This is a genomic window from Paenibacillus sp. FSL R7-277 (assembly GCF_000517965.1).
Classification (GTDB): Bacteria; Bacillota; Bacilli; order Paenibacillales; family Paenibacillaceae; genus Paenibacillus_AQ; species Paenibacillus_AQ silagei.
In genome coordinates this window covers 1-24,164 of record NZ_ASPX01000065.1, presented here as the reverse complement: position 1 = coordinate 24,164, position 24,164 = coordinate 1, and the positions used below count along the sequence as shown (strand labels likewise).

Annotated in this window: 28 protein-coding genes; 27 read left to right on the top strand and 1 reads right to left on the bottom strand. The window is 54.3% G+C overall.

Going from position 1 to position 24,164, the window contains the following annotated elements; genetic code table 11:
- Positions 1 to 89: 89 nt before the first annotated feature.
- The 20 genes from trpE to C173_RS18570 all read left to right on the top strand — a co-directional run bounded on the left by trpE (position 90) and on the right by C173_RS18570 (position 17,806).
- The gene (trpE, locus tag C173_RS18665; RefSeq protein ID WP_036727293.1) at positions 90 to 1,643 is read left to right on the top strand and encodes an anthranilate synthase component I; all 1,554 of its coding nucleotides are present in this window, start codon (positions 90 to 92) and stop codon (positions 1,641 to 1,643) included.
- 78 nt (positions 1,644 to 1,721) lie between these two features.
- Positions 1,722 to 2,762: an anthranilate phosphoribosyltransferase gene (gene trpD, locus C173_RS18660; protein WP_036727291.1), complete on the top strand. Its 1,041-nt coding sequence runs from the start codon at positions 1,722 to 1,724 to the stop codon at positions 2,760 to 2,762.
- Positions 2,752 to 3,582 (top strand): indole-3-glycerol phosphate synthase TrpC, encoded by an 831-nt coding sequence (gene trpC, locus C173_RS18655; RefSeq protein WP_036727289.1) that lies wholly within the window; start codon positions 2,752 to 2,754, stop codon positions 3,580 to 3,582. The genes trpD and trpC overlap by 11 nt, the downstream gene beginning before the upstream one ends.
- A complete protein-coding gene (locus C173_RS18650) occupies positions 3,575 to 4,255 on the top strand; it encodes a phosphoribosylanthranilate isomerase (RefSeq protein WP_036727287.1) in 681 nt (226 codons plus the stop codon). Before trpC ends, C173_RS18650 begins: the two co-directional genes overlap by 8 nt.
- Complete coding sequence (trpB, locus tag C173_RS18645; protein WP_036727285.1) at positions 4,252 to 5,451, top strand: tryptophan synthase subunit beta; 1,200 nt, start codon at positions 4,252 to 4,254, stop codon at positions 5,449 to 5,451. The genes C173_RS18650 and trpB overlap by 4 nt, the downstream gene beginning before the upstream one ends.
- Complete coding sequence (trpA, locus tag C173_RS18640) at positions 5,448 to 6,272, top strand: tryptophan synthase subunit alpha (protein ID WP_036727283.1); 825 nt, start codon at positions 5,448 to 5,450, stop codon at positions 6,270 to 6,272. The genes trpB and trpA overlap by 4 nt, the downstream gene beginning before the upstream one ends.
- Positions 6,273 to 6,295: 23 nt before the next feature.
- Positions 6,296 to 7,393, top strand: a complete 1,098-nt coding sequence (gene hisC / locus C173_RS18635; RefSeq protein WP_036727281.1) for a histidinol-phosphate transaminase — start codon at positions 6,296 to 6,298, stop codon at positions 7,391 to 7,393.
- Between the two features lie 58 nt (positions 7,394 to 7,451).
- The gene (locus C173_RS18630) at positions 7,452 to 8,546 is read left to right on the top strand and encodes a prephenate dehydrogenase (protein WP_036727280.1); all 1,095 of its coding nucleotides are present in this window, start codon (positions 7,452 to 7,454) and stop codon (positions 8,544 to 8,546) included.
- 851 nt (positions 8,547 to 9,397) lie between these two features.
- Positions 9,398 to 9,985, top strand: coding sequence for an RNA polymerase sigma factor (locus tag C173_RS18625; protein WP_036727278.1), 588 nt, complete (start codon positions 9,398 to 9,400; stop codon positions 9,983 to 9,985).
- 152 nt (positions 9,986 to 10,137) lie between these two features.
- Positions 10,138 to 10,581: a hypothetical protein gene (locus tag C173_RS18620; RefSeq protein WP_051478164.1), complete on the top strand. Its 444-nt coding sequence runs from the start codon at positions 10,138 to 10,140 to the stop codon at positions 10,579 to 10,581.
- Between the two features lie 150 nt (positions 10,582 to 10,731).
- Entirely contained in the window at positions 10,732 to 11,319 is a 588-nt protein-coding gene (locus tag C173_RS18615) for a histidine phosphatase family protein (RefSeq protein ID WP_036727275.1), read from the top strand.
- Positions 11,320 to 11,409: 90 nt separating this feature from the next.
- Positions 11,410 to 12,498 (top strand): hypothetical protein, encoded by a 1,089-nt coding sequence (locus C173_RS18610; protein WP_036727274.1) that lies wholly within the window; start codon positions 11,410 to 11,412, stop codon positions 12,496 to 12,498.
- Between the two features lie 11 nt (positions 12,499 to 12,509).
- Positions 12,510 to 13,016 (top strand): gamma carbonic anhydrase family protein, encoded by a 507-nt coding sequence (locus C173_RS18605; protein ID WP_036727272.1) that lies wholly within the window; start codon positions 12,510 to 12,512, stop codon positions 13,014 to 13,016.
- An 18-nt stretch (positions 13,017 to 13,034) separates the two neighbouring features.
- Complete coding sequence (locus C173_RS18600) at positions 13,035 to 13,214, top strand: IDEAL domain-containing protein (RefSeq protein WP_036698090.1); 180 nt, start codon at positions 13,035 to 13,037, stop codon at positions 13,212 to 13,214.
- A gap of 124 nt (positions 13,215 to 13,338) precedes the next feature.
- Positions 13,339 to 13,764 carry a DUF2487 family protein gene (locus C173_RS18595; protein ID WP_036727270.1) on the top strand — a complete coding sequence of 142 codons (426 nt, stop codon included), beginning with the start codon at positions 13,339 to 13,341 and terminating at the stop codon, positions 13,762 to 13,764.
- Between the two features lie 221 nt (positions 13,765 to 13,985).
- Positions 13,986 to 14,540, top strand: coding sequence for a ubiquinol-cytochrome c reductase iron-sulfur subunit (locus C173_RS18590; protein ID WP_036727269.1), 555 nt, complete (start codon positions 13,986 to 13,988; stop codon positions 14,538 to 14,540).
- Between the two features lie 5 nt (positions 14,541 to 14,545).
- Positions 14,546 to 15,217: a menaquinol-cytochrome c reductase cytochrome b subunit gene (gene qcrB / locus C173_RS18585; protein WP_036727267.1), complete on the top strand. Its 672-nt coding sequence runs from the start codon at positions 14,546 to 14,548 to the stop codon at positions 15,215 to 15,217.
- A 23-nt stretch (positions 15,218 to 15,240) separates the two neighbouring features.
- The gene (locus tag C173_RS18580) at positions 15,241 to 16,116 is read left to right on the top strand and encodes a menaquinol-cytochrome c reductase cytochrome b/c subunit (protein ID WP_036727265.1); all 876 of its coding nucleotides are present in this window, start codon (positions 15,241 to 15,243) and stop codon (positions 16,114 to 16,116) included.
- Positions 16,117 to 16,203: 87 nt separating this feature from the next.
- The gene (locus tag C173_RS18575) at positions 16,204 to 16,851 is read left to right on the top strand and encodes a DUF1405 domain-containing protein (protein ID WP_036727263.1); all 648 of its coding nucleotides are present in this window, start codon (positions 16,204 to 16,206) and stop codon (positions 16,849 to 16,851) included.
- A gap of 55 nt (positions 16,852 to 16,906) precedes the next feature.
- Positions 16,907 to 17,806 carry a sporulation protein YpjB gene (locus tag C173_RS18570; RefSeq protein ID WP_051478163.1) on the top strand — a complete coding sequence of 300 codons (900 nt, stop codon included), beginning with the start codon at positions 16,907 to 16,909 and terminating at the stop codon, positions 17,804 to 17,806.
- Positions 17,807 to 17,897: 91 nt separating this feature from the next.
- Here C173_RS18570 and C173_RS18565 read toward each other — a convergent pair whose 3' ends face one another.
- On the bottom strand, positions 17,898 to 18,770 hold the full coding sequence (locus C173_RS18565; protein ID WP_200869567.1) for a YitT family protein: 873 nt from the start codon (positions 18,768 to 18,770) through the stop codon (positions 17,898 to 17,900).
- A gap of 167 nt (positions 18,771 to 18,937) precedes the next feature.
- On the opposite strand from C173_RS18565, the gene C173_RS18560 reads away from it, so the two are divergent.
- The 7 genes from C173_RS18560 to C173_RS18530 form a co-directional block, all read left to right on the top strand.
- Complete coding sequence (locus C173_RS18560) at positions 18,938 to 19,267, top strand: nucleotide pyrophosphohydrolase (protein ID WP_036698080.1); 330 nt, start codon at positions 18,938 to 18,940, stop codon at positions 19,265 to 19,267.
- 59 nt (positions 19,268 to 19,326) lie between these two features.
- Positions 19,327 to 19,848 carry a tetratricopeptide repeat protein gene (locus C173_RS18555; protein ID WP_036727261.1) on the top strand — a complete coding sequence of 174 codons (522 nt, stop codon included), beginning with the start codon at positions 19,327 to 19,329 and terminating at the stop codon, positions 19,846 to 19,848.
- A gap of 32 nt (positions 19,849 to 19,880) precedes the next feature.
- Positions 19,881 to 20,684 carry a 4-hydroxy-tetrahydrodipicolinate reductase gene (gene dapB / locus C173_RS18550; RefSeq protein WP_036727259.1) on the top strand — a complete coding sequence of 268 codons (804 nt, stop codon included), beginning with the start codon at positions 19,881 to 19,883 and terminating at the stop codon, positions 20,682 to 20,684.
- Positions 20,685 to 20,701: 17 nt separating this feature from the next.
- Positions 20,702 to 21,127 carry a methylglyoxal synthase gene (gene mgsA, locus C173_RS18545; protein WP_036727258.1) on the top strand — a complete coding sequence of 142 codons (426 nt, stop codon included), beginning with the start codon at positions 20,702 to 20,704 and terminating at the stop codon, positions 21,125 to 21,127.
- Entirely contained in the window at positions 21,124 to 21,828 is a 705-nt protein-coding gene (gene bshB1, locus C173_RS18540) for a bacillithiol biosynthesis deacetylase BshB1 (RefSeq protein ID WP_036727256.1), read from the top strand. The genes mgsA and bshB1 overlap by 4 nt, the downstream gene beginning before the upstream one ends.
- A gap of 95 nt (positions 21,829 to 21,923) precedes the next feature.
- Positions 21,924 to 23,081, top strand: a complete 1,158-nt coding sequence (bshA, locus tag C173_RS18535) for an N-acetyl-alpha-D-glucosaminyl L-malate synthase BshA (RefSeq protein WP_036727254.1) — start codon at positions 21,924 to 21,926, stop codon at positions 23,079 to 23,081.
- 10 nt (positions 23,082 to 23,091) lie between these two features.
- A partial coding sequence (locus C173_RS18530; RefSeq protein ID WP_036727252.1) for a CCA tRNA nucleotidyltransferase occupies positions 23,092 to 24,164 on the top strand: 1,073 nt, incomplete at its 3' end.

Genomic DNA, 24,164 nt, shown 5'->3' with positions numbered 1-24,164 from the left:
TCACATACTGACTATCAACAAACCTCTACTCCGGTAGAGGTTTTTCTGTATTTCGGACAATATCCGTTATCCCCTAGGAGGTTACCCAAGTGACGAATCCGAGCATTGAAGAAGTGGTGTCGCTGTCGCGCGAATACAATCTGATCCCGGTTGTAACAAGATTGCTGGCTGATATGGAAACGCCGATCCGGCTGTTCCAGCGGTTTGCAGAGCAGGATCGCGCATTTTTGCTGGAGAGTGTAGAGGGCGGCATTCAATGGGCGCGTTATTCTTTTATCGGCAGTGATCCGTTCCTGATGATCTCCGGCAAAAAGGGGAAGATCCAGGTGGAGGTCGGCGGCGAGAAAAAACAGCTGTCCGGCAAACCTGTCGAGGAGCTGAAAGCGCTGCTCCGTTCCTACCGCAGTCCCAAGCTGGACGGTATGCCGCCGTTTACGGGCGGAGCCATCGGATTCTTCGGCTATGATCTGCTGCAGTATTATGAGAAGCTGTCCGCGCATGCGGTAGATGACCTGAATATGGATGACATCCGCTTCATGTTCTGTGACCGCATTATCGTCTTCGATCATGTGAAGCAGCAGATCCTGCTCGTGGGCAATCTTCATATCAAGGATGGCGATACGGATTCGGATATCCGGGCGGGCTACGAGGAACTGAGCAATCGCTTAGTGAGTCTGGCAGAGGAGCTGCAAAAGGAAGGCCCGAAGGAGAACGTCAACCGCCGCAGCATTCCGCAGGACATCGAGCTGGGTGAGATTCACTCGAATCTCACCAAGGAGCAGTATATAAGTAACGTAGAGCAGGCCAAAGAATACATCCGTGCCGGAGATATCTTCCAGGTGGTGCTGTCACAGCGGATGCATATCGAGACCGAGGTCTCTCCGCTGCATGTGTACCGGATGCTGCGCATTCTGAACCCATCCCCTTATATGTATTATCTCAAAATGGATGAGGAGATCATCGTCGGCACCTCGCCGGAAGCGCTGGTCAAGGTGGACGGCGGACGGGTGGAGACCCGGCCGATTGCCGGAACCCGGCCGCGCGGAGCGAGCGCGGCAGAGGATCATCAGCTCGCCGCAGAGCTGATGGAGGACGAGAAGGAACGTGCGGAGCATCTGATGCTGGTCGACCTGGGCCGCAATGATCTCGGCCGGGTCTCGAAATTCGGCAGCGTGAAATGCAATACATTTATGGAGATCGAGAAGTACTCGCATGTCATGCATCTGGTCTCGAATGTGACCGGAACGCTGGCAGAGGATAAGGATTTCTTCGATGCCTTCCTCTCCTGCCTTCCGGCAGGTACGGTATCAGGAGCGCCGAAGCTGCGTGCGATGGAGATTATTGCCGAGCTGGAGCGGGAAGCCCGCGGGGCTTATGCCGGAGCGATCGGATATCTCGGCTTCTCCGGGAATATGGATTCCTGCATCACGATCCGTACGATTATCTTCCGCAAAGGCCGCGCTTATGTGCAGGCCGGAGCAGGAATCGTCTGGGATTCTGTGCCGGAGAAGGAATATGAGGAGACAGTGAACAAGGCCAAGGGAATGCTGAAGGCAATCCGAATGGCGGAAGCGATGTTCCCCGCTGAAACGAAGGAGAAGCAGGTCATTAACCAGGATTATATGTATGAATATACCCCGTGAACCGGGAATTAGCAGAGACGAGATCAGAAGAGCAGAGAATGCTCCATAAAACTTAAAAATTTTAGGAGGACATGAACTATGGACGCAAGCCAGTTACTACAATCAGGAATTGCCGGTTTAATCGAGGGAAAGGATCTTACCCGTACACAGGCCCGCGAGATTATGGGCACGATTATGGAAGGTGCAGCTTCACCCGCACAGATCGGATCGCTGTTGACCGCGCTGCGGATCAAAGGCGAGACCGTTGAAGAAATCACCGGCTTCGCAGAGGCGATGCGCGGTTTCGGCACACAGGTGCTTACCGAGCGGAGCCAGCTGCTGGACACCTGCGGCACGGGCGGCTCCGGTATTCATAAATTCAATATCTCCACAGCTTCGGCGATCATCTCTTCCGCTGCTTCTGTAAGAGTGGCGAAGCATGGCAACCGTTCTGCGTCCGGGAGAGCGGGCAGTGCAGATGTGCTGGAAGCGCTCGGCGTCAATATTCATCTGAATGCAGAGCAGGCGCGGCAATGTCTGGACAGTATCGGCATCTGCTTCCTGTTCGCTCAAATCTATCATCCGTCCATGAAGCATGCCGCTGCTCCCCGCCGTGAGCTGGGTGTGCGGACGGTCTTCAATATGCTGGGCCCGCTGACCAATCCGGCCGGAGCAGACCGGCAGCTGATGGGCATTTATGACCGCAATAAGACAGAGACGGTTGCCAAGGTCCTGGGTGAGCTCGGCTCCAAGCGGGCGATGATTGTGAGCAGCCTGGACGGCCTGGATGAGATCAGCATCTCGGCACCGACGCAGGTCTCCGAGCTGAAGCAGGGCGTAGTCACCACCTACGAAATTACACCGCAGGAGCTTGGCCTCAGCCAGCATCCGCTGGAGGACGTCATGGGCGGCGATGCTGCTGAGAATGCGGCGATTATCACTACAGTGCTGGAGGGTAATATCAATCCGTACCGTGATATCGTACTGGCGAATGCCGGGGCCTGCATCTATGTCGCCGGTCTGGCGGATACACTTAAGGAAGGCGTGGACCGTGCCAGAGAAGTTGTGGATTCAGGGGCGGCTCTGCGCAAGCTGGAACAGTTAAAAGCGATGACAAAGGAGCTTGATTATGTATCTTGACCGGATTGTTGCCACGAAAGTGAAAGAGGTAGAAGCGTTAAGCCAGCAATTCTCGCTCGCCGCGGCGGAGCGCTCCATTGCCGCATTGCCTGCTACCAGAGGCTTCCGCAGTGCTCTGACTGAACGCCGGAACCGGGAGATGGGGCTGATCGCCGAGGTGAAGAAGGCCTCGCCGTCCAAGGGGCTGATCCGGGCCGATTTTGATCCGGTGACGATTGCCCGGGGCTATGAAGCGGCAGGAGCCGATTGCCTGTCCGTGCTGACGGACAAGGATTATTTTCAGGGCAGCGGCGTGTATCTGCAGCAGGTAAGAGAGGCGGTGAAGCTTCCGCTGCTGCGCAAGGACTTCATTATCGATGAGAAGCAGATCTACGAGGCCCGCCTGCTTGGCGCGGATGCGATTCTGCTGATTGCGGCCATTCTGACCCCGCAGCAGCTCGCAGGGTTCACCGACTCCGCTGCCGCGCTTGGACTCGATATCCTGATTGAGGTCCATGACCGCACTGAACTGGAGACGGTATTGTCTACTGGTAAGGCTGAACATCCCGGCGTCCTGCTGGGCATCAATAACCGGAATCTCAAGACGTTCGAAACCTCACTCTCCGCTACGGAGAAGCTGGCAGCTTTGCTGCCAGCCGGTCTTCCGGTAATCAGCGAGAGCGGGATTACCGGGCCTGAGGATATTGCGTATCTCCGCAAGACACGGGCAACCGGTGTGCTGGTCGGAGAATACCTGATGCGCCAGCCGGATGTAGAGCAGGCGGTCCATCAGCTGCTCGGTCCGCTTCCTGCCGGGAAGGACCGTGTGCAACGTGACTGAACCTCTCGTAAAAATCTGTGGACTTCAGGGCGTTGAAGTGCTAAAATCTATGAATAGTTTGCCGCTCGATTATGTGGGTCTGGTGTTTGCGCCCAGCCGCCGCAGGGTTACTACTGATGTGGCTGCGGAGCTGATTGCAGAGCTGGGCAACTGGAAGTCTGAGCCTGCGCCCCGACCGGTGGGCGTATTCGTTAACCCCGGCCTTTCCGAGCTGGCAGAGCTGCTGAGAACTGTACCGCTGGATGTTGTGCAGCTTCATGGACAAGAGAGTCCGCAGTTCTGCGCGGAGGTCAAGGCGGCTTTTCCCCAGGTTAAGGTCTGGAAGGCCCTTTCGATAGCCAGACGTAATCCTGAAGCAGGGGATGAGGTTCAACCTCTGCTGGACAGCTATGCGGGCACCATTGATGCGCTGCTGCTGGATACCTATGATCCGCAGGAGCGCGGCGGTACGGGCCGTACATTTGATTGGGAGCAGATTCCCTTATACCAGCAAGCGGCGGCGAAGCATGCGCTGCCTTTATTTATAGCCGGAGGCTTGCATCCGGACAATGTGAACGAGCTGCTGGACGGCTACGCCCCTTATGGCGTGGATGTCTCCAGCGGAGTTGAGAGTAACGGCAGTAAGGACATTGCCAAAATGACAGCTTTCGTAGAAAGGGTGAAGCAATCATGATACAAGTACCGGACAAAAATGGACGTTTTGGTTCTTTTGGAGGCCGCTTCGTTCCTGAGACCTTGATGACTGCACTGATCGAGCTGGAAGAGGCTTACAATAAATTCTCGGCAGACCCGGCCTTTCAGGAGGAAATAGATTATCTGCTCAAGCAGTATTCGGGCCGCGAGACCCCGCTGTATTATGCAGAGCGGCTAAGCAAGGAGCTTGGCGAGGCCAAGATCTATCTGAAGCGGGAGGACCTCAATCATACAGGCGCCCACAAGATCAACAACGCTATCGGACAAGGCATCCTGGCCAAAATGATGGGTAAAACCAAGGTGATTGCCGAAACCGGCGCAGGCCAGCACGGAGTAGCGACAGCTACGGTGGCCGCCTTGCTCGGTATGGAATGCAAGGTGTTCATGGGTGAAGAGGATACCCGCCGCCAGGCGCTGAATGTCTTCCGCATGAAGCTGCTTGGGGCAGATGTTATTCCGGTGACCTCCGGCTCCAGAACGCTGAAGGATGCCGGGAATGAGGCGCTCCGCTACTGGGTGAGCAATGTGGAAGATACGTTCTATGTGCTTGGCTCTGCGGTTGGTCCCCATCCGTATCCGATGATGGTCCGCAACTTCCAGCGGATTATCGGGGATGAGACCCGCCGCCAGATTCTGGAGGCGGAAGGGCGCCTGCCGGATTTGCTGGTTGCCGCAGTAGGCGGAGGCAGCAATGCTATCGGCATGTTCTACCCGTTCATGGAGGATGAGCAGGTGGCGATGATTGGTGTTGAAGCCGCCGGTAAAGGCGTAGATACTCCGTTCCATGCAGCAACCATGAGCAAGGGAAGTCATGGCGTGTTCCAGGGCTCGCTGAGCTATCTGCTGCAGGATGAGCATGGACAGGTCATCGAGGCCCATTCCATATCGGCCGGACTCGATTATCCGGGCGTGGGGCCTGAGCATTCCTATCTCAAGGACATTCACCGTGCCCAGTATGTGCCGGTGACCGATGCGGAAGCGCTGGATGCGCTGAAGCTGCTCTGCGTGACGGAAGGGATTATTCCTGCTCTGGAATCAGCTCATGCCATTGCCCATGTGGTGAAGCTTGGCAAGACGCTGACCAAGGATGATATTGTGGTGATCTGCCTGTCAGGACGCGGCGACAAAGATGTGGAATCCATTATGGCTTATACGGAAGGGGCGGAGCAGCAATGACAACCGAAACGACGAACCGGATGGACCTGACGTTTAACCGGCTGAAGGCGGAAGGCCGTACTGCCCTTATTCCGTTCTTAACCGTAGGCGATCCTGATCTTGAGACGACGCTGGATATTATTGCCGAGCTGGAGGCAGCGGGAGCGGATATTCTGGAGCTGGGCGTTCCATACTCCGATCCGCTGGCCGACGGTCCGGTCATCCAGCGGGCGTCTGCAAGAGCGCTGCGCAGCAAGGTTCATCTGCGCACCTGCATGGAGACGGCGCTGAAGGCCCGGCAGGCAGGCAGTGAACTGCCGTTCATCCTGTTCACGTATTATAATCCGGTGATGCAGCTGGGGCTGGATACGTTTTTTGCGGAACTGAATGCCCATGAGATCAGCGGGCTGATTATCCCGGACGTGCCGGTGGAGGAATCGGAGGACCTGCGTGCACGCAGCCGTGCCGCCGGAGTGAATCTTATTCCGCTCGTGGCCCCGACCTCCAGCGAACGGATTGCCCGGATCGTATCCGGCGCGAGCGGCTTCGTCTATTGCGTATCCTCGCTCGGTGTAACCGGGGAGCGCTCAAGCTTCCACAGCGGAGTAGATGAGTTCATTGCGTCCGTCCGCCGGTCTACGGACCTGCCTGTTGCTGTAGGATTCGGGATCTCTACTGGAGAACAGGTATCCCGTTTTGCGAAGATCTGTGATGGTGTAGTAGTCGGAAGCGCCATTGTCCGCAAGGTGGAGGAGGTTATTCCCCTGCTGTCCCAGCCGCAGACGAGAAGCGCCGGACTGTTGCAAATTCGTGAATTTGTGGCACAATTAAGACCTAATTAATATTTGGAGAGCGAGGATCACCCATGAATCCAAAACCGAATATCGTTGACCTTCCTGTCTACAAGCCGGGGAAGCCGATTGAAGAAGTCAAGAAGGAGCTGGGCTTAAGCGAAGTCATTAAGCTGGCATCCAACGAGAACCCTTACGGGGCTGCACCAAGTGCGAAGGCCGCTATTGTAGCGGAGCTGGATAATCTCTTTTTATACCCGGACGGCTCTGCCGCTGAGCTGACAGCGACGCTGGCTAAGCATCTGGGCGTTACGGGTGAGCGTATTATTTTCGGATGCGGATCTGATGAGATTATTGCTCTGATTGCCCGTGCCTTCTTCCTGCCCGGTGACGAGACGATTATGGCCGATCAGACCTTCTCCGTATATAAGAGCAATGCGGATATCGAAGGGGCTATAACTATAGAAGTCCCGCTTAAAGAAGGAACGCATGATCTGGATGCAATGCTGGCGAAGATTACAGACCGGACCAAGATCATCTGGATCTGCAATCCCAACAATCCAACCGGTACCATTGTGCCCGAGGACGCCCTGATTTCGTTCCTGGATGCAGTACCTGCCGGCGTGATGGTAGTCCTGGATGAAGCCTATTACGAATATGTAACGGATCTCAGCTACACCGACGGCATTAAGCTGATCGACAAATACCCTAATCTGGTAGTCCTTCGTACCTTCTCCAAGATCTATGGTCTTGCGGCGCTCCGTATCGGCTATGGTGTGGCCAGCAGCCAGGTAATCTCCCTGATTAATCAGGTGCGCGAGCCGTTCAATACGACCCGCCTGGCTCAGGTGGCAGCGGTGGCGGCGCTCTCCGATCAGGAATATGTGCAGCAGTGCCGTGCGCTTAACAGTGCAGGGATTGTGCAGCTTGAGGCGGAATTCGCGCGTCTCGGGCTTACGTCGTTCCCGGCTCACGGGAACTTCATTATGGTGGATGTACGCAAGCCGGCTGCTGAAGTCTTCGATACGCTGCTGCGTCAGGGAATCATCGTCAGAACAGGCTTCCACCGGTATCCGACCTACCTGCGGGTGACCATCGGCTCCGCCGAGCAGAACACAGCCTTCGTAGCTGCCCTGGAGCAGGCGCTGAAGGAGCAGGAAGTTCGCGCATAACCGTGAGGGCTCAGCAGCTGGATTGACGATACCACAGAAGGCAGGTAGTACTAAGAACATGACGACAAAAATAGCAATTTTCGGTGTCGGCCTGATCGGCGGCTCACTGGCCCTTTGCTTCAAAGGCAAGGAGGGTCTGACCGTTGTAGGCCATGCCCACCGCCCTGAATCTGCTGCTAAATATGTGAGCAGAGGTGTGGTTGATCAGGCTACATTCTCACTTGAGGAAGCTGCACTGGATGCGGATTATATTTTTTTGTGTGTGCCGGTAGGCATGCTTGAGGACTATCTTCAGCGGTTAAGCAGGCTGCCGCTGAAGCAGGGCTGCATTATTACGGATGTCGGCAGCACCAAGGCCAGCATCGCGGAGTGTGCCCTTACACTGGATATTCCCGGTGTACATTTCATCGGAGGCCATCCCATGGCCGGATCGGAGCGTTCAGGCGTAGAGGCAGCCTCCTCCTTACTGTTTGAGAATGCGTATTACGTGCTTACACCTCCGCCTGGCGTGCCGGAAGCTGCCTACCAGGCTCTGGAGTCGCTCCTGCTGCATACGAGAGCGCAGATAGTCCGGCTTGATCCGGAGCGCCACGATGAGATTGTTGGAGCGATCAGCCATCTGCCGCATATTATTGCGGTAGCCCTGGTCAATCAGATTCATGCATATGATCATTCGGACTCGTTGTACAGCACGCTGGCTGCGGGGGGCTTTCGTGATATTACCCGCATTGCTTCGAGCGATCCGATCATCTGGCGCGATATTCTGCTGAATAACCGCTCTGTGATGCTGCGGCTGCTGAAGGATTGGAACGATGAGGTGTCCTCGTTCATCCATCTGCTGGAGAGCGGGGATGGTGCAGGGATCGAGTCGGCCTTCCAGGAGGCGAATCAATTCCGCAGCCAGCTTCCTGAGCGGCGCAAGGGCATGATCACTCCGCTGTTCGATCTGCATATTGATGTTCCCGATCACCCCGGCATTATCGGCCGGATTGCTACGGAGCTGGGCGACCAGGGCATCAACCTTAGCAACGTGCAGATTATTGAGAGCCGCGAGGATGTTCCCGGGATCATGCGCTTGTCCTTCCGCCAGGAGAACGATATGGAGCGGGCCAGAATTCTGCTGCAGGAGAATGATTATACCGTATATATGTAAAATATATGTAGAAAGCAAAATAAGAGCCGGGGACGGATGCCCCGGCTCTTATTTTTTGAAATTAACAGCTTCCTCCAGGAAGTAAGTGGAGAAACGTAACTTAATTCAGCAATAGTTGCCGGATATCAGGAAGCAAGTGGAAAAACAGCAACTAATATTGCTAGTTTCCGCCATGCTGTGGGAGAGGCGAGGAAATAAGTGTTGTTTGTCCAACTATTGTGCCGGAAAAGAATAACACATCCTAAATAACTGTAGGAAATCCAATTGCTGCTATCAGGTGGCGCCCAGGCTCCGGCAGTAAACAAGCGGCCAGTAAATACCCAAATGTTCGTAAAAATGGACAAAAAAAAGACCGCTTACATAATAAGCGGTTACAGTTCACAATTTCTTGGAACCGTGTAGTGTTTGGATAGGAGTGGAGAGAAACCATACTGTACTTTTATTATATGTATCCGTTTACATTTTGTCAACACTTTATTTAAAGAAAATAAGACCGCTTTCATCGGACTGTCTGCCCGTCTCTCAAAGTCTATTAATTTCCTCCCGTTAGAAACTATGCTATACTGGGTTAAGTATGTTTATAGATTCCTTCCAAGTATAGGTAACCGCTTGCTGAACAAGTGGAGACGGGCTGTGTTGTCCTGTAAGGAGAATGCTGCCATTCTTCTGTCTTACAAAAGGAATTGAAGGTTGGAAGCCTTAAATAACGGTAAGTTGAATATACATAGGAAGATTGGATTTTTGTGCTGCAAAAAATGAAGGTATGCCGCAACTTTTTGTTACCTGCCCGGTATAAGTAGATACGGACCGGACGGGATTACACGTGCAAGGGCGAGGAGGGCCGACTCACCATGACGGATTCCCAGTTGATCCAGCTAATCAAGCAAGGCGATACAGAATTATATTCGGAACTCATGCGACGATATCAACGCAAAATATTGGCTTTTGTGTACCACATGCTGAAGAACTCCCATATGGAGCTGATTGCCGAAGACCTCTGTTCAGAGACCTTCTACAAAGCCTTCCGGAGTCTTCATTCCTTCCGGGAAGTGGATGCTTCTTTCTCCACATGGCTGTACACCATTGCCCGCAATACAGTGCTCAGTGAGCTTCGCAAGAACCGTGCCGGGAATGTGTCGCTTGAAGAGAGCGGCTATACACCTGTGGCACCGCTTGATGTTGCCCCGGAACAGGCAGCACTGCGCAAGGAACGGATGGAGCTTGTTCGCGAAGCGATTAACAATCTCCCGGAGAAGCAGCGCTCCGCGCTGATTCTGCGTGAATATGATCAGATGGATTATCAGGAAATTGCCGTGATTCTGGATCAGAGCGTCAGCTCAGTGAAGTCACTGCTGTTCCGGGCAAGGAGCAGTGTGAAGCTCCAGCTCGAATCCTATTTCTATGAGCCTGAATTTGAAGAGCAGGCTGAGAGGGTGTAAGGCCTATGAATTGCAGGGAAGCGCAGGATTCCATTCCACACTTGTGGGACGCTCCCCCCACAGATCCCAGGCGGATTAGACTTGAGAGACATATCGCAACCTGCTCCTACTGCAGTGCCGAATGGGCGCTGTGGCAGGAGACCAGTGAGCTTATGCAGGATACAAGATTCGATGTCAGCGATGAGCGGGCAGAAGCGATTAACAGTAAGGTTATGGAGCGGATCTATCTGGAGAGCCCCTGGCTTATGCCCGGTGACGGGAAGTCTGCGGGGAGTTCTACAGTATTCCGGCATCGCTTAAGCCTCTGGATTGCCTGTTTTTTAGCCGTGTTTATCTCAAGCTTCTTATATTTCACCGTGTTCAAGACCCCCTCGAATACGACAGCGGCACAGAGCGGGATCGTCGAGACAGGTGTGGCAGGCTTAACCCTGGACTGGTCATCTTCATATCCGGTGGAGTCTGAGGGCGGGATTATTGAGCCACTGGTGGCCAATATGGGCCCTGCTCATCCGCAGTACTGGATGGTATTGTCGACGCTGGGCGTCGGATTATCCATATTCCTGCTGGTCCGTCTGAACCGGTACCGCAGACAATGAGAACCCCCTTCCCGAGCATGGAGAAGAGGGTTTTTGATTTGAATACAAGAATGTATGTGTTTCCTACTTGTTCTAAAAAAGAAGACATTTGTTTTCATTCGTGTTACATTATTAAGCAAACATAAATAGGGAAGGGAACGGTGATAGGCGATGCTGATCGGCTTAATACGCCATGGGCTGACGGATTGGAATGCAGTAGGTAAAATTCAGGGACAAAGTGATATTCCGCTGAATGATGAAGGCAGGCGGCAGGCTGAGATGCTGGGTGACCGGCTGCTGCAGGAGCCTTATCACTGGGACTATTGTATTACCAGCAGTCTGTCCCGTGCAGCAGAGACCGGCAAGATCGTAGCGGCCAAGCTGGGCATTCCTTTACTTGAGCCGGATGACCGTATCCGTGAGCGTGCCTACGGCCAGGTGGAGGGCATGACAGCCGAAGCCCGTGAAGCCAAGTGGGGCAAGGATTGGAAGCTGCTGTCTCTGGGACAGGAGAGCGATGAGGCACTTCAGGTCCGGGGGCTTGCGTTCCTGGAGGATATGACGGCCCGGTTCCCGGGTAAGAATGTCCTGGTCATCTCCCATGGAGGATTCCTTGCACAGCTCTACACCGCACTCTACAAAGACAAATATTCGGAACGGCTCGGCAATCTCTCACTCACGATTCTGGAGAAGAACGAGCAGGAATGGAATCCTTTATTGTACAACTGTACCCGTCATATTTTACAAAAACAGCATTAACCCGACCCTTCGGGTTATTTTTTTTGCGGCAAAAGGAATAAAAAGGGCTGTATTTCCCATAATGGTAGTAAAACAGTGAGGCGATGAGAGATGAATCTGGCGGATATGCTCACTTATGCAGACATTGGTCAGCTGACCGCCATTGCGGGACGCTATCAGTGTGAATGCAAACGGAATTCCAAACATGATTTGATTCAGAGTATATTGATCACCTTGGGCAGCCGGGAGTTCATGGAGTCCCATATTAAGGGGAGTTCCCCGGGAGAGCTGCGTTTGCTGAACAGCCTGCTCTTCGATGAACGCAGCCACTTCAGCCTGGAGGATCTGCTGGCTGCAGCCAGGCAGGCTTCCTTCGATGCCCCGCCCGGCAAAAGCGGTGACTACCGCGAGCTGGTCAGCCGGCTTAAGAACAGCGGCTGGCTGTTCAGCGGAGCTTCCCAGCAGAGCCGGTATCTGTTCCAGGTGCCGCTGGATCTGAAGAAGCGCTTCCGTGAGCAGATGGGCCAGCATTTGCAGGAGCGGATTGTTCCGGGCCCGGAGCCGGCGGTGTATAGGGGGGAGGGGGATTTGCTGGCCGGAGATCTGCTGCTGTTCCTGCGGTATGTGAAGGAGAATGAGCCTGAGCTGAACCAGGAAGGCGCGCTCTATAAGCGCAATCAGCAGGGAGTGATGAATGCGCTGCAGATTGCAGAGCCTTTACTCGGCAAGGGCGGCTGGAGGTTCGGCTACGGCAGGGCTTGTGAGCATTATCCGCCGAGATTTGCCCTGCTGTACGATTATGCCCGCCACCGCCGCTGGATCTCCGAGGAGGGCTACAGGCTGCAGCTTACAGCGGCAGGCGGGCATTTTCTGGCGGAGGGGAAATCGGAAAAGCTGATGCAGTTATTCTCCTTTTGGTTAAGACTGTATAAAGGGGCTATTCCCAATTTGCCTTCGCTGGTCTACTGGATTAGTCTAAGTGCTGGCAGATGGGTGACCACAGCCTCGCTGTCAGAAGGAATCGGCTGGCTGATCAAGCCCTTTTATTACGATGATGCCGCTTCCATTCTCGAACAGCGAATCTTGCGGATGATGCTGCATCTGGGCATGCTTAAGCTTGGTGAGGAACCCGCAGGAACAGTGGTCATGATGACACCCTGGGGATGTGAGGCGGCTGTGCCGAAGCATCTGCTCAGGTAAGGAGGAGAGAGATGCGGATTGCCTATGGGAGTTACATACCGCAGCTTGACGAGACAGTCTATGTGGCGGAAGGCGCTAAGCTCGTTGGCGATGTAAGAATAAGCAAACAATCCAGTGTCTGGTTCAACGCCGTACTCCGCGGTGACCTGGCGCCGGTGATCATCGGGGAGCGCTGCAATATCCAGGACGGTGTGGTCGGCCATGTGGCGGACGGATTGCCGCTGATGCTGGAGGATGACATCTCGGTCGGGCATTCAGCAATCATCCACGGCTGCCGGATAGGCAAGGGCACATTAATCGGAATGGGTGCAATTGTACTGAACGGAGCAGAGATTGGTGAATATGCTTTAGTAGGAGCCGGCTCGCTTGTAACCGAGAATACCATCATTCCTCCGTATACGCTCTCCTTGGGCACACCGGCCAAAGTGGTCCGTGAATTGACTGAGCAGGATCTGCTGAGGATGGCACGCACAAGTGAAAGCTATGTGAAAAAAGCATTGGAATACGGAATTTCTTAAACAGCGGAGGTGTATCGAATGGACAAAATGAAGGCTACTTATGAAGTGATGCTGGGGCTGGCTGCGGAAATGGTGTGGGATGAAGCGTTAAGAAAGCGTCGTACCGACATGTTGTACCGGAAGATCGACACGGCGCTGGCTGCTGGTGATGAGGCGGCTTTCCGGAATCTGACTGAAGAACTGAAAAGTTTGGCATAGGAAATGCGCCTGGCGCATTTCTTTTTTTCTGCTGAAATTAAGGATTGCCAAGCCGTATACACTTGTTTATGATGCTTTTAAAGTTAAATGCATGCTGCGTGATGCGGCTAGAGGGGGCGAATCTATGAAATTCAGTGATTTTGACAATAGAGCCTGGGAGACCGATGGACAATACTATGATACCTGCATCATTCCGTATAGCGGACTTCAAGGCACGGAGACTCCGCCTGAGACAGTTAAGTTACTTGAACGGCAGCGTGATTTCCTGGAATTGGCCGAGCAACCGTACAAAGGGCGGGTCGTGACTTATCCGGCGGTACAGTATGCAGGGCCTGGAATGACAGTACTGATGAATGAGCTTTGCCGAAAAGTCAAATCCAGCGGCTTCCAGTACGCCATCGTGATGTCTGCCAATGAGGGGCTGCGCAGGGAGGAGATATTTGAAAGCGATTTACTCCTTTGCCTGCCTGAGATAGCGGCCGATTCCAGAGCCTCGGTAAGCGTGTATGTGCGGAGTGAAATCCAGGCCCTATGGGAGAATGGGAAATGAGTTAAATGTGACGGAAAATCAACAATTTATCAAAAAAGCACCTTAAACGCCTGTCACAATTTAGACAATATTCTTGACGGGTTTTAGACCCTAAGCTATGATTAGGATGAACTTATATGAACTGTGATATTTTTCATTGAAAACGGAATTTTTACCTAAAAAACCTATGCAACAACTCTGCAGGTGCCTTCTCACATTTTGAAAAGGGGGTTACATACAGTATGAGCAGCCTTAATGAAGAAGAAGAATCACTTCCGCAAGAACCGCCCAGCCGAAACGAGATGTCACGCAGACAGTTTTTGACCTACACACTAGGAGGGGCTACCGCCTTTATGGGTGCCGGAGTTATCCTGCCGATGGTCCGGTTTGCTGTAGATCCGATTCTGCAGAAAAAAGGCGAGGGAGAATTCATCAAGGTAGCGGAAGCGTCCAAAATTACCGAAGAGCCCCAGGAGTTCACCTTCGAGCTTCCGCAGCAGGACGGATGGTATGCCAGTACAGCGATGCTTACGGCGTGGATTCGTAAAGACGCGAACGGAGATATTTATGCGCTTTCACCGATCTGCAAGCATCTGGGCTGCACCGTAGGCTGGAATAATAACAAGGCGCATCCTGATGAATATCATTGCCCTTGCCATGGCGCCCGCTATACGAAGCAGGGCCGGCAACTGGCCGTGGCTGCCAAGCCGCTGGACCAGTACACCACCAAGATTGACGGAGGCTGGGTATATCTCGGTGAAATCGTCCCTAATACTGTTTCGGCGAAGGAGGCGTGAACGGCGTGTTCAAAAACGTATATAACTGGATTGACGAACGTCTGGATATTACACCGATCTGGAGAGATGTTGCCGACCACGAGGTCCCCGAGCATGTCAATCCCGCACACCACTTTTCAGCCTTTGTCTACTGCTTCGGCGGACTAACCTTCTTCATCACTGTAATCCAGATACTCTCAGGAATGTTTCTGACCATGTATTATGTCCCGGATATCATTAATGCCTACGCCAGCGTGGAATATCTGCAGACCAAGGTCGCCTTCGGTAAAATCGTCCGCGGCATGCACCACTGGGGCGCGAGTCTCGTCATTGTCATGATGTTCCTTCATACGATGCGTGTGTTCTTCACCGGTTCGTATAAGGCTCCGCGCGAGATGAACTGGGTAGTGGGGATGCTGATTTTCTTTGTCATGCTGGGACTGGGACTGACCGGTTACCTGCTTCCATGGGACAATAAGGCGTACTTCGCCACCAAGGTTACGCTGGAGATCGCCAATTCGGTTCCATTCATGGGGCCGGTGCTCAAGGAGCTGATGCAGGGCGGCAGTATTGCCGGCGCCGAGACGCTCACCCGGTTCTTCGCCTTACATGTATTCTTCCTCCCGGCGGTTCTGCTTATACTGCTTGTCGGGCACTTCATTATGATCCGCAGACAAGGCATATCCGGTCCGCTGTAAAATAACGTATAGGAGGCACGGTCATGGCACACGGAGACGACTCCAAAGAGAAGGTGATATTCGTCGGGGATTCCCGGGTCCGAAGAGGAAACGGATTCATTACCCCGCCGGATTATACGGCGTATCCGGGCAAATCGGAAGCCTTTATCCCTAACTTTCTGCTCAAGGAATGGATGGTTGGTGTAGTGGTGTTGGTGGGAATTCTGGTTCTGACCATCTCAGAGCCGGCTCCGCTCGGGTTCCCTGCCAATCCGGCAGCAACGGTAATTCCGATTCCCGACTGGTATTTTCTCTTCCTCTATCAGTATTTGAAGCTTCCTTATGCATCAGGTGACTATATCGTGCTGGGAACGCTTGGTGTGACTGGGGTGGCCTTCGGGGCGCTGCTGCTGGCGCCTTTCCTGGATACGGGCCCCGAGCGGCGGTTCTACCGCAGACCGATTGCGTCCTCGCTGATGTTCCTGTCTCTCGCAGCAATCGTCTATTTGACCAACACAGCCTGGACAGAATACAAGCATGAGATGGCTGAAACCGGCCAGATTCCTGAGGATGTTCAGCGCGAGGAGAAAGCGGCCGAGAACAGGGCGGCGGGCTTGCCAACCACAAGTGCGGTCAAGCCGAAGGATATTGCCATTGTGGACAAGGATGATCCGGCGATGGCACTCTATAAGCAAGCAACCTGTATAACCTGCCATGCGGTAGATATGAAGGGCTCCGGCAGTTTTCCTTCGCTTCGGGGTGTAGGCGATAAGCATGATAAGGCGGCGATTCTTACTATTATAAAAGAAGGTAAGGGTCAGATGCCGCCAATGGTGGAGACGGCTATGGGGGCAGGGCTGACCGAGCAGGATATCGATGAGCTGGCCGGCTGGCTTGCCAAACAAAAAAGCGGACAGTAAAATAACAGTAACGCAGGACCTGATCGTGTATGCGCTCAGGTTTTTGTTATGTCATGAAGCTTCAACAGTCGGGGGGAAGTTGTTTGTATGCCGGGTCATTGGTTTGAGAAATTATTTAGGGACCGAAGAATAATATGGGTGCTGTTTATCGTGAATCTGCTCGGAACGGTCTACGGATATATGTGGTATGGCAACCAGCTCACGTTCACGGCGCAGACTGAACCGCTCTGGCTACTGCCGTTCGTTCCTGACAGCCCTACGGCCAGTCTGTTCTTCACGGCTGCATTACTGCTGCTGCTGTATCCGCCAAGAGGGCTTGCGGGGACGCTGATACGTGAGCTGATTGAAGCGCTGGCAGTCCTAACCTCTGTGAAGTACGGAATATGGGCGGTCAGCATCATTGTGGCCGGCGGTTATCAGGGAGATTCCATCACCTGGAAGGACTGGATGCTGATGATCTCCCACACCGGAATGGCTGTGGAAGCTCTGATCTATGCCCGGTTCTTCACCTTCCGGAGAATGCTGCCTGTGGCGCTTGCGTGGACATTCGCTAATGATATAGTGGATTATTCACAAGGCGTGTATCCATGGCTGCCTTCTGTGCTTGATGATGATCTTATCGCTGTTCAGTACCTCACCATGGGGCTTACACTGTTCAGTACGGCTGCTGCCTGGCTATTCTGCGGCCGGACAAGGCGTCCCGCACTTCCGGACAGAACTGCCATGAAGCACTGAGTCTCTGTTCTAACTCTTGTCCTTCCGCCATACATTAAGGTGGGAGGGATGTCTTATGCCGCGCAGAAAAGTATTCATACTGTCAGGAATTCTGCTGTGCTGGCTGCTGGCCGGTATCAGCGGAGGCCGTGTTCAGGCTGAAGCAGGGGATGCCGCTGCAGACCAGGGAAGTACAGCTTACATAGAAGCAGCCGGAAGTGTACCCAGTGATCCCGCTGCTCTCACGGCCAGAAGCGGAGCGCAGCGGCTGGAGCAGGCTGCGGAAGCTCTATACGGCTATGTGCTTGAAGGCGATGTGCTGAAGGCCCGCCAGGAGGCAGAGGAGGTCTCGCAGATCTTCATCTCTTCGTCCTTTGAAGGGATGACCTCAGTGGAGGGGGTCAATGCACTATCCTCTGTGATCCTGGACATGAAGTCGGCACTGGCTGCGGCCCAGCCGTCCCCGGAGAGATGGGAAGCGGCAGCGGCGAAGCTGCGGCTTGCCGCTAACAGCCTGAATCACCCCCGCCAGCCCATGTGGCTGCAGTACTATAAGCTGGTCCGTGAGGATCTGAACGATATGGAGCAAAGCGCTGCCGCGAATGATCTGAAGAGCTGGACAGCGGCCCTGGCAAGACTTCAGAGCCGGTATGCGAATATCCGGCCTGCGGTGATCATCTCCCGGCCTGCTGAGGCGGTGAGCACCTTTGATTCCTGGATGTCTTACGCAGGAGGGGTGGCAGGCTCGGAGCAGCCCGTGGAACGGGCCCGCCTGCTGGAGATTGTATCCTATGGGCAGGATGCAGCAAGAGTGATGTTCGGCAAGGACCGCAGCGAGCCGGTCCTGTCTCTGCCGCTGGCTCCGCAGCAATACGGGGGCTGGGCCCTGCTGGCAGGCGCGTTCATCCTTACGGTGCTCGTGTATACGGCTTACCGTAAGTACCGCGGCCAGAAGCAGAATCTAAAACCCGTGTAGGCTTGAGCGGCGGCAACAGAGGATACAAAGAGGGCGGACCCCACAAGCAGCCATTGCCGGCTTGTGGGGTCCGCCCTTATGTGTGTATAGTTTAGGTCTCCCGGAAGCCTTCGCCGTGAACGTCGTGAACCTCACTGATAATGACGAAGGCTTTAGGATCCACCGACTTCACCAGCAGGCTTAGCCGGCGGATCTCCTGTCTGGAGACCACGCAATAGACCATATGCTTCGCCTGCTTGGAATAAGCGCCGATCGCCGGGATTAAGGTAACGCCGCGATCCATTTCTACGGTGATCAGCTCGGCAATCTGCGGAGCCTCGTCGCTGATGATGGTGAAGGCTTTGGCGGCGTAGGCTCCTTCCTGGATGAAATCAATGACACGTGAGGCGATGAAGACTGCCACGAGCGTATACAGTATTTTTTCGCGGGGAATGTAGAGCAGGGAAGCCCCGATAATGATGATATCCACGGCCAGAATAATCTGTCCCATACTCCAGCCGAACTTGCGTCCGAGTATCCGTGCCACAATATCTACACCCCCGGTGGTGCCTCCGAATCGGAAGACAATCCCCAAGCCCAGACCCAGGGTAACCCCTGCATATAATGAAGCAAGAATAAAATCATGCTCTGTACTGAACGTTACAATCCAGCCTGCCTTAATCATCCGTTCAAATAACCAGAGGAAAAAAGACAGGGAGCCGATGCCGAGTCCGGTATAGACGATCTGATTCGCCCCGAGCACCTTCCAGCCGAGCAGAAAGAGCGGAAGGTTCAGCAGCAGTGTGGTTAAGAAGATAGGGATGTTAAAGGCGTAATTGAGCAGGATGGTAATCCCGGTAACTCCGCCCTCCATCAGCTGGTTGGGAATAATGAAATACAGGAGTCCGAATGCGTAGATGGCCGTGCCCAGCATGATGGGGGCCACTGTTTTGCTGACTGTGCTGATTTTAATGGTTGAACTCATAACATCCCTCGCCTACGCCTCTAAATGGGCAATTTATATGTAATGATCCCCCCGGAGAGCACACAAGCTCCAGGCGGCATTGCAAAAAAGATTTGTCTTCAAAACGTCTTTACGATAACATAGGGGCAAACAGAAGGCAAGAACACACGGGGGTGAAAGGGCAATTTATGGATAAAAGTCTTGGTGACATTCAGCGTGAGGTGGATGCCTATATCTCACAGTTTAAAGAAGGCTACTTCAGTCCGCTGTCGATGCTGGCCCGGATGTCCGAGGAAGTCGGGGAGCTGGCGCGCGAAGTCAACCATCAATTCGGCGAGAAGCCGAAAAAAGCAGATGAAGCTGATAATTCGATTGAGCTGGAGCTGGGCGACATTCTCTTCATTACCGTTTGTTTCGCCAATTCACTTGGTATCGACTTAACTGAGGCTCATAATAAGGTTATGCACAAATTCAATACGCGTGATGCCGGGCGCTGGACGCCCAAAAACACCGATTAGGCCTATGCTACATATGCTGTACCAAACGAACGGGATTTAGCCGTAAGGATGGTGAGGATATGGACCATAATGATTATGTAAAAGCGGCCTACCGCTCAATACTCCGCAGTGACTTTGCTGAGGCCATCACCTTGTTCGAGGCGGCCATTGCCGCAAGTCCCGATGATGCGGAAGTCAGATACCGCTGCGCTATTACCTATGCCCGCAGCGGCATGCTGGACAAAGCGCTTGAACATGCTGTAGCCGCACGCAGACTGGATGGAACCAAACCGGAGTATCAGCTGCATCTTCAGCATCTGCAGGCTCTTAAGCTTGTGCAGGAAGCGAAGCGGCTGCTGGAGGATGACGCAGCGGACAGTGTGAATCCGTACCATCCGATTACGCTGCTCAAGGAAGCTGTATCGCTTGACCCTCTCTACGGGGATGCTTATGTATGGCTGGCAATTGCGCACAGCCGGATGAATGAACATCTGCAGGCGATTGCGGTATTGAAAGAAGTTATGTCGCTGCACCCGGATGACAGCGGACTGCGTCTGCTGATGAAGGATCTGCAGAAATCGCTGCAACACTATATACAATAATAACAGAGCCAGGGAAAGCGGGGAGAATTCATTTGAGTGACAAGATCAGGATTATTGTTTCCGGAGCCGGAGGCAGAATGGGCAAAGAGGTTGTGAAGCTGGTATTGCAGGATGATGAACTCGAGCTGGCAGCAGCGGTTGACCGCTCTGCACATGGCAGAGATGCCGGACGGCTGGTTGGTCTTGAGGATTGCGGTGTACTTGTGACTCCGGATCTGGAGACTGCGCTTGCAGATACAGAGGCGGATGTAATGGTTGATTTTACGCTTCCACACTCTGCATATAGCAATACTGCGCTGGCGGTCAAATACGGCGTCCGTCCGGTTATCGGTACCACCGGCTTCACGCCGGAGCAGATCGCCGGGCTGGACAAGCAATGCCAGGAGCAGGGAATCGGCGGACTGATTGCGCCTAACTTCTCCATCGGTGCGATTCTGCTGATGAAATTCGCTGCCCAGGCCGCAAAGTATTTCCCTCATCTCGAAATTATCGAATATCACGGAGACCAGAAGCTGGATGCTCCGTCAGGAACAGCGATTAAGACGGCAGAGATGATCTCTGAGGCGCGGCAGGAGCTCCGTCAGGGACATCCTGAGGAAGAAGAGATTATTGAAGGCTCGCGCGGCGGGTATTATAACGGCTTCCGTATTCACAGCGTGCGTCTTCCGGGTGTTTTTGCCCAGGAGGAGGTTGTATTCGGCGGGTTCGGACAGTCGCTGAAGATCCGTCATGACTCTTATGAGCGCGCGGGTTATATGCCTGGAGTCAAGCTCGGGATTCAAAAGGTGATGGGCTATACCGGCTTGATTTACGGCTTTGAGCATTTTATAGAATAGACGGGGAGAGAAACAGAATGTTGAAAATTGCTTTTATCGCACATGACCGCAAAAAAGATGAAATGGTTAATTTCGTAACTGCTTATGAGCATGTTTTTGAAGGGCATAAATTATTCTCCACCGGAACCACGGGCCAGCGTATCATGGAAGTGACCAAGCTCTCCATTCACCGTTACATGTCGGGGCCGCTTGGCGGCGACCAGCAGATCGGCTCGATGGTGGCTACGGATGAGCTGGATTTAATTATTTTCCTGCGTGACCCGCTGATGGCCCAGCCGCATGAACCGGATATTACAGCGCTGCTACGTCTGTGCGATGTGTACGGGATTCCGGTGGCTACGAATATTGCTACAGCAGAAATTCTGGTGAAGGCTATTGACCGGGGAGATTTCGGCTGGCGTGAGCTGGTACATAAATACAAGCCGGGTGTGGACGAGTCATGAAGCTTGACATTCTGGTATTCGGCGCGCATGCAGATGATGCCGAGATCGGCATGGCAGGGACCATTGCCAAGCATACTGCTGCCGGCTTCAAGGTAGGAATGTGCGATCTGACCCGGGCAGAGATGTCCTCGAACGGCACGGTGGAGCTGCGGGAACAGGAAGCACAGCAGGCTGCCGCAGTGCTGGGCGCTGCGGTGCGGAGTAATCTGGGGTTGCCTGACCGTGGCCTGTATATGACAGAGGGCCATTTGGCGGCAGTAACAGCGGAAATCCGCCGCTATGCCCCGTCTATGGTATTTGCCCCTTACTGGGAAGACCGCCATCCTGATCATATTGCCTGCAGTAAGCTGGTGGAGGAAGCAGTATTTAATGCCAAGCTGCGCAAATATATGCCGGACAAGCCCGCTATCCCCGAGCCTGGGTTATATTTCTACTTCATTAATGATCTCGGACGGACGGATCTAATCGTAGATGTGACTGCGCAGTATCCGCTGAAGGAGCAGGCATTGTCCTGCTACCGTTCCCAATTTGGACTCGCTCCGGGTGAAGATGCCGTTGCAACGCCATTGACGGAAGGGTATATCGAACGCGTCCGTTCCAGAGACATGCTGCTCGGTCAGCGGAGGCTCATTCCTTATGCCGAAGGGTTCGCCGGCAAGGTTCCGTATACCGTAGATTTGTTCAGTGCTGCCCGCAAATAGAGGTTGCCACTCGACAACGCCCGGAAAACAACTATAATTAATTCATATCGTTACTTGAAGTAATAGACTTAAGTTAAAATTGAAGGGGCGGAGCTATGGAGCGGCTAAAGATAGGCATCACTTGTTATCCTTCTCTAGGCGGCTCGGGCGTGGTGGCAACTGAACTGGGCAAACTATTGGCTGAAAAAGGCCATGAGGTTCACTTTATCACACACAGCATCCCGTTTCGGCTGGGAACGTTTCAGAAAAATATCTTTTACCATGAGGTAGAGGTTAACGATTATTATGTATTCCGCTATCCGCCATATGATCTGGCGCTGGCGACCAAGATGGCGCAGGTAGCCAAAATGCAAAATCTGGACCTGTTCCATGTGCATTATGCGGTTCCGCATGCGGTATGTGCTTTTCTGGCCAAGCAGATCCTTGGTAATGATATCAAAGTGGTTACCACGCTGCATGGTACGGATATTACAGTGCTGGGCCAGGATGAATCCCTGAAGGATCTGATCCGGCTGGGCATTAACGAGAGTGATGCGGTGACCGCAGTCTCCCGTGATCTGATCAAGGAGACCCGCAAGGCGCTTGATATTACGCGTGAAATTGATCTGACTTATAATTTCGTAGATAAGCGTGTCTATTATCCCCGGGATGTAACGGATCTGCGCGGCGACTTCGCGGCCCCGGATGAGAAGATTCTGATGCATATCAGCAATTTCCGCCCGGTCAAGCGGGTGAGTGATGTGGTGGATGTGTTCGCCAAGGTGAACCGGCAGGTGCCTTCCAAGCTGCTGCTGGTCGGCGAAGGCCCTGACCTGCCGAAGATTCAAGCCAAGATCAGCGAGATGGGCCTCGACGATCATGTCCGTTTCCTGGGTAAGCAGGACGAGATTGCCCAGGTGATCTCGCTGGCGGACCTGCTGCTGCTGCCTTCTGAGAAGGAGAGCTTCGGGCTGGTCGCCCTGGAAGCGATGGCCTGCGGCGTTCCGACCATTGGCTCGCAGGCTGGTGGGATTCCGGAGCTGATTCAGCATGGCAAGACCGGATTCCTTGCGCCAGTCGGCGATACGGAATCGATGGCAGAATATGCCGTCCGGCTGCTCTCGGATGAGGCGATGGCTGAGAGCTTCCGGCGCGCATGCCTGGAGCGGTCCTGCAATGATTTCAGCAGAGATATGATCACCAATCAATATGAAGATATTTATTACCGTGTGCTCGGGCGCAAGGTATCCGGATTAGACCCGATTCTGGGGTAAGGAGTACGATATGGAATGGAGAATGGCACCACCCGGCATGGCTGAAGCCGCCGGGACTGTTGTTGCAGGCCTAGTGGCAGGCGGCCATGAAGCTTATTTCGTCGGCGGCTGCCTGCGCGATGAGCTGCTGGGCCGTCCGGTGCATGATATAGACATCACTACCTCCGCACTGCCGGAGGAGGTGATGGCCCTGTTTCCGCGCTGCGTCCCTACCGGACTGGCGCATGGCACGATCACTGTGCTGCAGGAGGGCTACAGCCTGGAAGTTACGACCTACCGGACGGAGAGCGGCTATGCCGATCACCGGCGTCCGGAGCATGTCGTATTCGTCAGGGATGTGCGGGAGGATCTCCGCCGCCGTGACTTCACGATCAACGCCATCTGCTGCGGCCTTGACGGCGGGCGGATTGACCCTTTCGGGGGGGAGCGGGATCTCAAGCTCCGCGTGATCCGCTGTGTAGGCGAAGCGGAGGAACGCTTCGAGGAGGATGCGCTGCGGATGCTGCGCTGCGTACGTTTTGCTTCCGTGCTGGATTTCGCGATTGCGAAGAATACCTGGCGCGGTCTGCTGCGCCAGCGTGACAAGCTGGCGCATATTGCTGTGGAGCGGGTGCGCGCCGAGGTGGAGCGCAGCCTGGAAGGCCCGCACCCGCAGCGCGGGCTGGGGCTCCTGCTGCGCAGCGGCCTGCTGCCGCGCGGCAAAGCGCCGTTCCCCTGGACCGGCCGGGACCTGGCGGCTGCCGCCGCCCGCCTCGCCGGTCTCGGGAACCTGGAGAGCGCCCGCCTGCGCTGGGCGCTCCTGCTGCATGCCCTGGGATCGTCGGCGCAGTGCGCCGACGAGCTCCTGCGGGCATGGACGTTCCCCGGGGCGACGCGCACTGGCATCGTCGCCGTGCTCCGCGTCCGCGAAGCCTGGGACGCGGCATTGTCCTCGGCGCGGCCGGAGGCTTCCGGCGCCGGGGAGCGGCTGCGGCGGCGGTGGATCGCCGCCGTGCTGGGTCATGGCCAGTCAGCCGCCGAAGGGTGGCTGACGCTGCTTGAGGCGGCGGGGCCTGACGCCGCGTCCGCTGTTGGCGCAGGTGC